General features: G+C 62.5%; 9 protein-coding genes. 5 read left to right on the top strand and 4 right to left on the bottom strand.

All coding sequences use genetic code 11. The annotated features are described in order from the left end of the window. Nucleotides 1-4: 4 nt before the first annotated feature. On the bottom strand, nt 5-619 hold the full coding sequence (locus U5914_RS10790; RefSeq protein WP_336135771.1) for an MBL fold metallo-hydrolase: 615 nt from the start codon (nt 617-619) through the stop codon (nt 5-7). 214 nt (nt 620-833) lie between these two features. Between U5914_RS10790 and U5914_RS10785 the strand changes: the two genes are divergently transcribed. Continuing rightward, a complete protein-coding gene (locus tag U5914_RS10785) occupies nt 834-2,144 on the top strand; it encodes a S8 family serine peptidase (protein ID WP_336135770.1) in 1,311 nt (436 codons plus the stop codon). Nucleotides 2,145-2,161: 17 nt separating this feature from the next. On the opposite strand, the gene U5914_RS10780 is transcribed toward U5914_RS10785, so the two are convergent. Then, a complete protein-coding gene (locus U5914_RS10780; protein ID WP_336135769.1) occupies nt 2,162-2,515 on the bottom strand; it encodes a hypothetical protein in 354 nt (117 codons plus the stop codon). 89 nt (nt 2,516-2,604) lie between these two features. Here U5914_RS10780 and rqcH point away from each other — a divergent pair, with 89 nt between their 5' ends. The 3 genes from rqcH (at nt 2,605) to U5914_RS10765 (ending at nt 6,993) form a co-directional block, all read left to right on the top strand. Continuing rightward, complete coding sequence (gene rqcH / locus U5914_RS10775) at nt 2,605-4,716, top strand: ribosome rescue protein RqcH (protein WP_336135768.1); 2,112 nt, start codon at nt 2,605-2,607, stop codon at nt 4,714-4,716. Nucleotides 4,717-4,771: 55 nt separating this feature from the next. Further along, nucleotides 4,772-5,839, top strand: coding sequence for an mRNA surveillance protein pelota (locus U5914_RS10770; RefSeq protein ID WP_336135767.1), 1,068 nt, complete (start codon nt 4,772-4,774; stop codon nt 5,837-5,839). 275 nt (nt 5,840-6,114) lie between these two features. Next, nucleotides 6,115-6,993 (top strand): NosD domain-containing protein, encoded by an 879-nt coding sequence (locus U5914_RS10765; protein ID WP_336135766.1) that lies wholly within the window; start codon nt 6,115-6,117, stop codon nt 6,991-6,993. A 141-nt stretch (nt 6,994-7,134) separates the two neighbouring features. On the opposite strand, the gene U5914_RS10760 is transcribed toward U5914_RS10765, so the two are convergent. Next, nucleotides 7,135-7,896: an MBL fold metallo-hydrolase gene (locus U5914_RS10760; RefSeq protein ID WP_336135765.1), complete on the bottom strand. Its 762-nt coding sequence runs from the start codon at nt 7,894-7,896 to the stop codon at nt 7,135-7,137. A gap of 86 nt (nt 7,897-7,982) precedes the next feature. On the opposite strand from U5914_RS10760, the gene U5914_RS10755 reads away from it, so the two are divergent. After that, nucleotides 7,983-10,763: an ATP-dependent helicase gene (locus U5914_RS10755; protein WP_336135764.1), complete on the top strand. Its 2,781-nt coding sequence runs from the start codon at nt 7,983-7,985 to the stop codon at nt 10,761-10,763. Here U5914_RS10755 and U5914_RS10750 read toward each other — a convergent pair. Continuing rightward, nucleotides 10,760-11,986: a lactate racemase domain-containing protein gene (locus tag U5914_RS10750; protein WP_336135763.1), complete on the bottom strand. Its 1,227-nt coding sequence runs from the start codon at nt 11,984-11,986 to the stop codon at nt 10,760-10,762. The genes U5914_RS10755 and U5914_RS10750 overlap by 4 nt on opposite strands. Between the last annotated feature and the right edge of the window lie 3 nt (nt 11,987-11,989).

Genomic DNA, 11,989 nt, shown 5'->3' with positions numbered 1-11,989 from the left:
CGTCTCAGGGAGCGCGGTAGACGTACTCCTCGAGTTTCCAGCTGGCACCCGAGAGTACCGACGAGCCGTGATAGACCAGTCCGACGTTGAACTGGTAGTCCAACAGCCGCTCCAGCGACTCCTCGGCCTGATTCAGGTCGTCCGTATAGACACCCGGCGGCAGGTGGAAGTACCCCTCCGGAAGCCCGCGCTGGTCGGCGCCCGAGACGGCGTCGGCCAACACGGCGATGTCGTCGTCTTCATTTATAAGCGCGTGCTGGTGGTCGCGGTGGCCCGGAACGTGGACGGCCTCGAAGGGACCGACCTCGTCGCCGTCGCCGTAGCGATGGTCGGGGTCGAACTCCGTATCGAGGTCGGCGCCCTCGGGGACGTAGGTATCGACCCAGTAGTCGCGGACGACGGTATCGAAGCCGCCGACGTGGTCGCCGTCGGCGTGGGTGATGACGAGTCGTTCCGGTTCGACCGGCGTGGCGTCGATGCCATCCACCAGCGCGTCGGTGGTGTCGGGCAGGCCGCAGTCGACCAGCGTGCCGTCGTCGAAGAGGAACGCACGGATGCGGCCGGTCTCCCGCTCGGCGCAGGTGATATCGTAGACGCCCTCGACGAGTTCGTGTGCCATACGAAAACGAATGGCAGTAGTGCACAAAGCTTCTCGCCTTGGACGAACCCATATCTAACTTAAAATAAACCAGTAGTACACGGGATTTTCATCGGATTTAAGTATTTTGTGGCCGATTCAAATATTGGTGTCAAATGGTATGACCCATCACAACAGACGAGATTTCTTAAAAATCAGCGGAGCTGTGTTAGGTGGTATCGCGACCGGGTCGACCGTGGTGGCCGGCACACGGACCGACCGGTTCATCGTGGAAACTACGGGACGGAGAGGCCTGCAGGGGCTGGATGTCGTCCACGAGATGCCCGGCGTGGATTTCGCCGTCGTACGCGGCAGCGAGTCGGAGTTGGAAGATGCCCGGGGGGTGAAGGGATACGCGCCGGACATCGAAATCGAACTGGTCGAACCGGACGTCAACGAGGAGGCACCCACTGTCGAGGAGACATCCGTTGAAGATGAACCGTACTACCCCCTCCAGTGGGACAAGCAGGCTCTCGATATCCCGGACGCCCACGAAACGACGAAAGGTGAAGGCACCCGCGTCGCCATCATCGACACCGGGGTTGCAGCGGGTCACCCGGACCTCGAGGTGAACGAAGAACTGTCTCGAAACTTCACCGGAGACGGCTTCGGCGCCGCGAACGCGGCAGGCGGTTATCACGGAACGCACGTCGGTGGTATCGTTGCCGCACAGACTGACAATGATATGGGAGTCGCTGGAACTGCCCCCGAAACGGACCTCGTCGACTGTCGGGTGTTCTCTCCAGAATCACTCGCGTCGTTCGGCGATATTCTCGCGGCCGTGCTTTACAGCGCGGAGATAGGTGCCGACGCCGCCAACCTCTCTCTGGGCGCGTATCCGGTCGCTCGGAACGGCTACGGGGAGTTCTACGGCAAGGTACTCAACCGGACGATGACCTACGCCAACAAGGAGGGGACGTTGCTGGTCATCGCGGCAGGAAACGACAGCGCAGACCTCCAGCACGATGGCCGCGTCTGTCCCGAAGACGAGGAGGGCAACATCGAGGAGTGTTTCGCAGCGATCAGCCTCCCGAATGAGGGAGCACAGGCTCTCTCCGTGAGCGCGACCGGTCCAATCGGGTTCAGGTGGGGTGACGAAGGACTTGAGGCACCGCCCGAAAGTCCTGCGTTCTATACGAACTACGGAACGAACGCCGTCGACATCGGGGCGCCGGGCGGCGATGCGGATTTAGATGCCTCTGATAACGAAGTTCCGGGCTGGTACTATGACCTCGTCTTGAATACGATTGCCGTACCGGAGTACGAGCGAGATGATGACGATACCGTGACCGATTATCTGGGCGCTGCTTATACGTATGATTGGCTAGCAGGCACTTCGATGGCCGCCCCACAGGTCGCCGGTGCTGCGGCACTCGTCAAGAGCGTGAACCCGGACTACACCGCCAACCAAGTCGAATCCGCCCTCAAACGCGCCGCCGATGTTCCCGACGGCTACGACAAGGCGTACTACGGGTCCGGGTTCCTGAACATCGTCGACGCGCTCTGAAAGCCTTCCTGTCGGTTTTATCTTATTTTGGTGACCGTTCGATACGCTCCCGCCGCGATTAGCCCTGCCGCCACCAACCCAAGCCAGAAGACGCCGCCGAACAGCAGCGATTCGGGCTGGAACACGGCGAGCAGCAGCGCCAACAGTCCGACGACGGTCGCCGCCCGCAGCGAGAGAGCATCCAGCGCCGCCCTGAGAGCGACGAGGCCGGCGACGAGCAACAGCAGGCCACTGACGACGACGAGAACGCCGGTCGCCAGCGGCTCGTACGGCGGCACCGAGCGACCGGATAGTACGTACTCGAAGAGACCGACGACGGCGAGGGCGATGCCCACGACGACGGCGGCAACAGCGGCGAGGCGGTCGTCCATATCGACGGTCCGGCCAGCGGCCCCTAAGCGGTTGCGAACCGCGTCGGCAACCCGTCAGGCCTTTCTCCGGCCCCCGATAGGACGTAGACATGGACAGAAAGCGGGCGATGACGAGCGTCGACCTCGCCGCGCTGGTCGGCGAGTTGCGGGATTACACCGGCGCTGTCGTCGACAAGGCCTATCTCTACGGCGATGACAAGGTGCGGCTGAAGATGCGGGATTACGACCGCGGCCGCATCGAACTCATCATCGAGGTGGGCGACCCCAAGCGCGCACACGTCGCGACGTCGGAGCACGTTCCGGACGCGCCCGGGCGGCCGCCGAACTTCGCGATGATGATGCGGAACCGCATCGCCGGGGCGAACCTCGAGGGCGTCGAGCAGTACGGTTTCGACCGCATCCTCACCTTCCGCTTCGAGCGCGAGGACCAGACGACGCTCGTCGTTGCGGAACTGTTCGGCGACGGCAACGTCGCCGTGATGAACGAGGACCGCGAGGTCATCGACTGTCTCGACACGGTTCGCCTGCGTTCGCGGACCGTCGCGCCGGGTTCGCAGTACGGCTACCCCGACGAGCGGTTCAACCCGATGGAGGTCGATTACGACGCCTTCAGGGCGAAGATGGAGCAGTCAGACACCGACCTCGTGCGGACGCTAGCGACGCAGTTGAACTTCGGCGGACTCTACGGCGAGGAACTCTGTACCCGCGCGGGCGTCGAGAAGACGACGGACATCGAGGACGCAACTGAGGAACAGTACGAGGTGCTGTTCGGCGCCCTTGAGCGGCTTCGGGAGCCGATCTTGGAGGGCCGAACCGACCCCCGGCTCTACGAGGACGACGAGGGCGATGTCGTCGACGCGACGCCGCTCCCGCTCGAAGAACATCAGGCCGAGGGATTCAACGAGACGGTCTTCGAGAACTTCAACGGCGCCATCGACGAGTACTTCTACCGACTCGAACAGGAGGCCGAGGAAGTCACGGAGGAGCCCGGCAGCAATCGTCCCGATTTCGAGCAGGAAATCGAGAAGTACGAGCGCATCATCGAACAGCAGGAAGGCGCCATCGAGGAGTACGAACAGCAGGCCGAACGGGAACAACAGAAGGCCGAACTGCTCTACGGTAACTACGACCTCGTCGACGACATCTGCTCGACGGTCCAGAACGCCCGTGAGGAGGGCATCGGCTGGGAGGAGATCGAGGCGAAATTCGAGCAGGGCGCCGAGCAAGGCATCGAGGCCGCCGAAGCGGTCCGCGGGGTCAACGAAGCCGAAGGCACCGTCACCATCGAACTCGACGACACGGAGATAGAGGTCGACCCCACGATGGGCGTCGAGAAGAACGCCGACCGTCTTTATAAAGAATCGAAACGCGTTCGCGAGAAGATGGAGGGCGCCGAGGCCGCCATCGAGGACACTCGCGAAGACCTCGAGGAAGCCAAACGGCGCCGCGATGAGTGGGAAGCGAGCGACGAGGACGAAGACGAGGAAGACGAGGGCGAATGGGCCGAGAAGGATTACCTCTCGATGGGCTCGGTTCCGGTTCGCTACGACGAGAAGTGGTACGAGCGGTTCCGCTGGTTCCGCACGAGCGACGGCTTCCTCGTGTTGGGCGGCCGCAACGCCGACCAGAACGAGGAGTTGGTCAAGAAGTACATGGAGCCGTCGGACTGCTTCTTCCACGCGCAGGCCCACGGTGCGCCCGTGACGGTACTGAAGGCGACCGAACCGGACGAACCCGCCCGCGAAATCGACATTCCCGACTCCAGCAAGCAGGAAGCCGCGAAGTTCGCCGTCTCCTACTCGTCGGTCTGGAAGGACGGCAAGTTCGAGGGCGACGTCTACGAGGTCGACCCCGACCAGGTCTCGAAGACGCCCGAAAGCGGCGAGTACATCGAGAAGGGGAGTTTCGTCATCCGCGGCGACCGCGAGTACTATCGGGATGTGCCGGTCGGCGTGTCGGTCGGCATCAAATGCGAACCCGACACCCGGGTCATCGGCGGCCCGCCGTCGGCCATCGAACCGAAGGTCGAAACCTCGGTTCGTCTCGAACCGGGCCAGTACGCCCAGAACGACATCGCAAAGCGCCTCTACCGGACCTTCCGCGAGCGCTTCGAGGACACGAGTTTCGTCCGGAAAATCGCCAGTGCCGACAAGATTCAGGAGTTCTGCCCGCCCGGCGGCAGTACGATGGTCAACGAATAGGTGGGTCGGCCGACCGAATAGCAGGGCACTTACCGACCGACGCTGTGTTTCCGGTATGCGCATCGCCGACCGCCAGAGCGTCGAGGGGCGGGCCGAACGGATTACAGTCGTTCCCGAGAGCCTCGACGACCTGTGGCATCTCACCTATATACTGGAGCCCGGCGACCTCGTTTCGGGCGATACCACCCGCCGCATCCAGCGCGACGACGACAAGATGCGGGATACGGGCGGCCAGCGGGAGCCGATGTGGCTCCGCATCGAAGTTGAGAGCGTCGAGTTCGCCAAGTTCGCCAACCGCCTCCGGGTCGGCGGCGAAATCGTCGACTGCTCGCGGGAGGACCAGTTGGGCTTCCACCACACCTTCAACGTTGAGGAACACGACGAACTCGAAATCGAGAAGGTCTGGCAGGTCGACCAACTGGAGCGCCTGCAGGAGGCCGTCGAAGCCGCCGAACAGCCGGACGTTGCCATCGCCACCGTCGAGGAGGGCGAGGCCCACGTCCACACCGTCGCCCAGTACGGCGTCGAGGAACGCGCCACGGTCACCGGAACGACGGGCAAAGGCGAGTACGCCCGCGGCCGGGACGAACTCTTCGCGGAGTTGACCGAGGTGCTCAAGCGCCTCGACGCGCCCGCTATTATCCTCGCCGGTCCCGGGTTCACGAAACAGGACGCGCTGGATTACATCGAGGAAGAGACCCCAGAGGTCGCCGAGAAAATTCAGGTCGTCGACACCGCCGCCGTCGGTGACCGCGGCGTTCACGAGGTCCTCAAACGCGGTGCCGTCGACCGGATTCAGACGGAGACCCGCATCTCCGAGGAGGCCGAACTCATCGACGAACTGATGGAGCGCATCGGCGAGGGCGCCAAGGCCGCCTACGGCATCGAGGAAGTCGAGAAGGCCGCCGACTACGGCGCCGTCGAGACGCTGCTCATCCTCGACAAGCGCCTCCGTGAGGAACGCGCCGGTGAAGGCGACTGGGAGGTCGACGCCAACGACCTCATCGATACCGTCGAACGGCAGGGCGGCGACGTGACGGTCTTCTCCCACGAGTTCGACCCCGGCCAGCAACTGTCGAATCTGGGCGGCGTCGCGGCGCTATTGCGGTATCGGCTAGATTAACGACAGGCGTCATATCGTTTCAGCGGTCGATTGAGGCAGAGAGAGGCAGATATCTCATTTATACTACCGAGATCGAGTTGTTTTGATACATGTACTATAAATATATGTGAATTTAGGGGTTTCAAATATAAATATGTGTGAATAAATGCATATAGTGAAGTGTGTTGGCATAGTACAATCATCTCTAGGTGTGCAAGATGCAATCGCCTAACCCATTCGGCGAGCGAGGATCCGGTCTACGAACACGACGGCAGACACTGCGGGCGCTCAGCGGGGTGGTACTGACCTCAGGTATAATCGGAACGGCCGGAGCACGCGGCAATCCGACCGAAATCGACGAACCGGTTGTAATTGACGAACCTGGACATTACAAACTCGTTGACGATATCAACACCAGTGAGGACACAGCAATCATCAAGATCATAGCTGATGATATCACATTGGAGGGTAACGGACATAGAATCAGGTCGTATGGTCCTGGGATTAGCGCCGATAGTGTCTCTGATTTAACTATACAAAACCTGCATATCGGAGGTTTTGTTGGAATTAGGGCGACAAATACTGATTCCAGTCTGGTAGAGAACGTTGATGGTGGCGCCGACGCTCGGGGAATTTATTTCGAAGGGAATGAAAATACGTTCGTCGATATCCGTACCGGGAGCGCGCTCACTGACACGGGTTTTCTGGTTGTCGGGTCACATAACGAGGTTCGTGAGGCTGACACTTATAACACCATAGGTATTGAGGGCGACAATAATCACATACGCCGAAACACCGCTGGAGGATTCGGTATAACGGGGATCCGTGTTCAGGGCGACGGAAATCGCGTCCGAGAGAATTCGTTCAGAGGAGCGCCTGATGTCTGTATTGATCTATATGGTACCGACAACTTGGTCCAACGGAATACGGCCGAACTTGTTGCTGGAACAGGGATTGTTGTTCGCGATAATGCCAATAAAATCGTGAACAATGAAGCGCGTGGGGGCGGTTATGGCATTCGATTAAACGGGGACCACAACAAGGTCATCCGAAACGATGTCCGTGACAACAGGGAAGGCATCGAAAATAACGGTGAAAACAACCTCCTTCGTGCGAATCGCACGGATAGTCAGGGAGGGGCAAATAGACCTCCGCACGGCAATGGACGACGGTGATAAGACAGCCTGCTACGGCCAACTGCTACGACCGAGTCTACTCCGGTGAGTCTGGAACAAGTGTACTTTCTGGGCTGTATCCGTAACCCCGTTCTTCCACTGTTTTAGGCCCACCTACCTGAATAAAACCGATACCTACTGTTAATCGCGCTTCGAGAGGTCGACCGTCAGGCCATCCCGGGCCATCCGCACGTCGCCGTCGAAGTTCTCCTCGACGGCCTGAATCATCTCGTCGTGTTTGCCCTGCGTGTGGGGGTAGAGATGGGTCAGGTAGACGCGGCCGATGTCGTGGCCGGCGAGGACCTTCCCGAGTTTCGTCGGCGTGGGGTGGTTGTCGACGTCGACCTCGTCGGGGAACGAACAGTCGTGGAGCAGAACTGCCGAGTCGTCCGCGAGGTCCGCAATCGCGTCGTTGGCCTCGGTGTCAGCGGAGAAGGTGAAGACGGCGTCCTCCGTCTCGAAGCGGTAGGCGAGACAGTACATCGAGTGAATCGTCTCGGCGGCCTCGATATCGTAGCCGGCGACGGTGTGTTCGCCGGGTCCGATTTCTCGGAAGGATAGGTCGAACCGCCCCTCCATGTAGTCGTGGACCGAAAGAAGGTCCTCGACGAGTTCTTGGGTTCCCTCGGGACCGACGATTTCCAGTTCGGTTTCCCCAGCCAGCCACCGTGCCTTCAGCAGCGCCATCAGGTCCGAAACGTGGTCAAGGTGGTGGTGAGTCAGGAGGACGGTCCCGATGCCGTCGTAGCCCACGTCGGTCTCGGCGAGGTTGTGGAGGGCGCCGCTGCCGCAGTCGACGAGGAGTGGGTCGGCGGCGCCGTCTGGGTCTTCCAGCAGGAGGCCTGTCTGGACCCGGTTGCCGGTCGGCATCGCCGCACCCGTTCCGAGGAAGCTCACGCGCATGGTCGGAGTCTCACGGGCCGACGGCAAGTGCCCTGTGGTGCGTCCCGACAAAACCCACTTGCCCGTCCGGCCCAAGTGATTCGTAGATGGGGACCGAGGGAGCCGAGGCCGATTCGCGTCGGCTGTTGGAGAGCTACGACTTCGCCTACGACGCCGATGCCGTCGGTATCGACGACATCGAGGCGTTCGCCCGACTCGACCCCGCCGTCCAAGAGTGGTGGGTCGAACAGTTCGGCGCGTTCGTCCCCGACAACGGCGGCTTCTTCACGCCGCCCCAGAAGGGCGCGATTCCGCGCATCGACGACGGAACGAACACACTCGTTTGTGCGCCGACTGGCTCCGGCAAGACGCTGGCCTCCTTCACCGCGATTATCAACGACCTCTTCGACAGGGCCGAAGCCAACCAGGACGGCCTCGACAACAGCGTCTACTGCCTCTACATCTCGCCGCTCAAATCGCTGGCAAACGATATTCATCGCAACCTCGCGGAACCGCTGGACGGCATCACCGAGAAACTCGACGACCGCGGCGAATCGGTCGACATCCGCCATGCCATCCGCCACGGCGACACCAGCGATAGCGACCGCCAGAAGATGCTGCGTGAGACGCCGCACATCCTCAATACGACGCCGGAGACGCTGGCCATCCTCCTCAACAGCCCGAAATTCAAGGAGAAACTGGAGACCGTCGAATACGTCATCGTCGACGAAATCCACTCGCTGGCGGAGAACAAACGCGGCACGCACCTCTCGGTGTCGCTCGAACGGCTGGAACGGCTCTGTGAGACCTCGCCGACGCGCATCGGCTGTTCGGCGACGGTCGAACCGCTCGAGACGATGGGCGAGTTCCTCGTCGGCGGTACCTACGACGAGGAATCGGGCGAGTGGACGCCGCGGGAGTACGACATCGTCGACGCGCGGTTCGTCCGGGATTTCGATATCGAGTTGAGTTGCCCGACGGACGACCTCATCAATACGCCCCGAGACGTCGTCTCCGAACGGTTCTACGCGCAACTGGACGACCTCGTTTCGGAGCATACCAACACGCTCGTCTTCACGAACACGCGGTCGGGCGCCGAGCGCGTCCTCACCAACCTCCGGGAGCGCGGCGACTACGACGAATCCGACTCCGGGTGTCACCACGGGTCGATGTCGAAGGACGAACGCAAGCGCATCGAGGAGGGCCTCAAAAGCGGCGAGTTGGACGTGGTGACCACATCCACGTCACTCGAACTGGGCATCGACATGCCCCACGTCGATTTGGTGGTACAGGTCGGCTCGCCGAAATCCGTCGCCGCCATGCTCCAGCGCGTGGGGCGGGCCGGCCACCAACTCGGACAGACCGTCAAGGGCCGCGTCATCGCCCTGGACCGCGACGAACTCGTCGAGTGTGCGGTCATGCTCAAGAAGGCCGAGGAGGGCTTCGTCGACCGCGTGTTCGTCCCCGAGAACGCGCAGGACGTCGCCGCCCAGCAGGTCTACGGGATGGCCATCAACGGCCCGCTTCCGGAGGCCGAAATCCGAAGCGTCCTCCGGAGCGCCTACCCCTACCGCGCTTACGACGACGCCGAATACGAGTCGCTGTTCCGGTATCTGACGGCCGATTACGACGGCATGGCCGAGAAGAACGTCTACCCGAAGGTCTGGCGGGACGACAACGACCCGCCGGGCGGGGAGTACCACTACGACGAGTTCGCCCCCGGCACGCCGCTGGTGGGCAAGCGCGGCCGCCTCGCGCGAGTCATCTACATGACCAATATCGGCACGATTCCCGACTCGTTCAGTTGCGACGTCATCGTCCGGTCGGGCGACGAGTGGGTCGGCCAACTCGACGAGGAGTACCTCGACACCTTAGAGAAAGGCGACGTGTTCGTCCTCGGCGGGTCGAACTACGAATACAGCTATCGCCGCGGGTCGAACGTCTACGTCGACCGCACGAGCGCTCGCGCGACCGTTCCCTCGTGGTTCTCCGAGCGGTTGCCCCTCTCCTATGACCTCGGTCGTGAGATTCTGACGTTCCAGCGCGACCTGCTGGACAGGCTGGCGGACGGGGGGCCGCCTGCCGTCCGGCGGTGGCTTCGAGAGTTCCCGCTGGACGAGAACACCGTCCGCGCCATCACGCGGATGTTCGAGGCACAGGTCGACTACGCCGGCATCGAGAGCGTCTCGACGGACCAGCGATTGTCCATCGAAGTCGAACTTGACCGTGAGGAATACCGGCGCAACTACTACGTCCACGCCAACTACGGCCGGCGGTTCAACGACGGCCTCTCCCGCTTGCTGGCCTATCGCTGTGCCCAGCAGGCCAACACGAACGTCAAGGTGGCCGTCGCCGACCACGGCTTCACCCTCTCGATGCCGCTGAATCGGAAGGTCGACATCGACGGCATCATCGCCGACATCGACCCCGAAGACGTGCGTTCGAACCTCCGGGCCGCCCTCGACGGAACCGACCTGCTCAAGCGCTACTTCCGCATTAACGCCACTCGCTCGCTGATGATTCTCAAGCGGTACAAGGGCCACGAGAAGTCCGCCAGCCAACAGCAGGTCTCCAGCGAGATGCTGCTCGGATTCGCCGAGGGCAAGGAGGACTTCGCGGTCATGGAGGAGACCTACCGCGAGATTCTGGAGGACAAACTCGCGGTCGGCGCCGTCGAAACCTTCGTCGCGGGCGTCGATTCGGGGAACATCGACGTGGCCATCCAGCAGGTCGATACGCCGACGCCGCGAGCGTTCGGCCTCGCGACGCTGATGGCCAGCGACGTGGTGCTCGCCGAGGACGAATCCGCCGTTCTGCAGGAGTTCCACGACCGCGTGATGGAGGAAATCGACGGGGACGCAGGCGGTGCAAGCGCCGGAACGGACTAACGAAGCAGCGTGTTCAGCGCGTCGGGCACGACCAGCACGTCGCTTCCCGGGTCGACGGCGTCCTCGACTGAACCCCGAGCGTGCATCAGACACTCCTCGACCACGTCGGGCGCCTCGCTGTTCGTCACGTAGACGTCGTGATTCCGAAGTGCTCGCGCGACGACGAAGGCGCGCTGGGCGCCCGGTTCGTAGCCCGAACGCATCTCCTCGTAGAGCGCGTCGGCGCTGTCGGCACCGGAGAGCCACTTATAAAACCGCTTCTCGCCCGTCCCTTCGCCGGCACCCTCGGGGAGTTCGGCCGGGATGACGACGCGACCGCCATCTCCGAGCGGGTTGTTCGCGCCGAGAATCACGTACGTCGCCGCGCGGGTCGCCTGATAGAGGTTGGCGTCCTTCGGCGCGCCGACGCCAGCGACGACGGCGTCGTACTCGCCGTCAATGTCGACCGACAGCGCCCCTTGAGCACTCTCGGCGAGGTCCCGAACGACGAGTCGCGGCAGGCCCGCCGCCACGTCCAGTATTCCGGCAGGGCCGTGGGTGACGTTCAAACAGAAGTCGAGTCCGCACAGGTCGCCGGTCTCGTCGATGGCCTCGCGGAACGGGTTGTCCTCGATGCGGCCGAGTCGAACGCCACCCTTCGAGAGCATGTCGGGGCCGTGCGTGTAGCGAATCAGCGGTTCGCCGCCGGCGCCGATTGCGACTGTCTTGCCGCCACCCGAAAAACCGGCGTACTGGTGTGGTTCGACCATGCCCGTCGATAGCACGCGGTCGGCCATCGCGACACGGCGATTCAGCTCGATGGGCGTTCCGTCGATCTCGCCGACTTTGACGGTATCCTCGGGGTCGTGGTTCACCGCGAGGTCGGCGTGCTCGCCGAGCATCTCGTCGAGTTCGTCGTCGGTCATCGGCCGGTGGAGGCCCAGTCCGACGATGATGGTCACCTGTTCGCGATAGACGCCGACGCGCTGGAGTTCCGACAGCAGGACGTCGACGAGCGTGTCGTCCGGCGTCGCGCGGGTGATGTCCGTGACGACGATGGCGACGGTGTCGTCGGCGTCGATGAGTTCGGCGAGTTCCGGACCGTTCGGCTCTCGGAGCGCTTCCTCGGCGGCCGCTCTGACGTCGACGGCTTCGCCGCCCGACGGTTCGGCGACGGTTACCTCACACTCCGGGAGGTCGACCGACACCGTGCCGTCTCCGAATGGGACCTCGAATTCAGCCATCGA

The sequence above is a fragment of the Natronomonas amylolytica genome (genome assembly GCF_037031205.1).
In the GTDB taxonomy this organism is placed as follows: domain Archaea; phylum Halobacteriota; class Halobacteria; order Halobacteriales; family Haloarculaceae; genus Natronomonas; species Natronomonas amylolytica.
Note: the sequence above shows the minus strand (reverse complement) of the source record. Positions and strands in the feature narration are given on the sequence as shown.

What these genes read in the sequence shown, in the direction of transcription:
- U5914_RS10790 (WP_336135771.1), bottom strand. Translation starts at nt 619, where the DNA reads ATGGCACACGAACTCGTCGAGGGCGTCTACGATATCACCTGCGCCGAG.
- U5914_RS10780 (WP_336135769.1), bottom strand. Translation starts at nt 2,515, where the DNA reads ATGGACGACCGCCTCGCCGCTGTTGCCGCCGTCGTCGTGGGCATCGCC.
- rqcH (WP_336135768.1), top strand. Translation starts at nt 2,605, where the DNA reads ATGGACAGAAAGCGGGCGATGACGAGCGTCGACCTCGCCGCGCTGGTC.
- U5914_RS10770 (WP_336135767.1), top strand. Translation starts at nt 4,772, where the DNA reads ATGCGCATCGCCGACCGCCAGAGCGTCGAGGGGCGGGCCGAACGGATT.
- U5914_RS10760 (WP_336135765.1), bottom strand. Translation starts at nt 7,896, where the DNA reads ATGCGCGTGAGCTTCCTCGGAACGGGTGCGGCGATGCCGACCGGCAAC.
- U5914_RS10755 (WP_336135764.1), top strand. Translation starts at nt 7,983, where the DNA reads ATGGGGACCGAGGGAGCCGAGGCCGATTCGCGTCGGCTGTTGGAGAGC.
- U5914_RS10750 (WP_336135763.1), bottom strand. Translation starts at nt 11,986, where the DNA reads ATGGCTGAATTCGAGGTCCCATTCGGAGACGGCACGGTGTCGGTCGAC.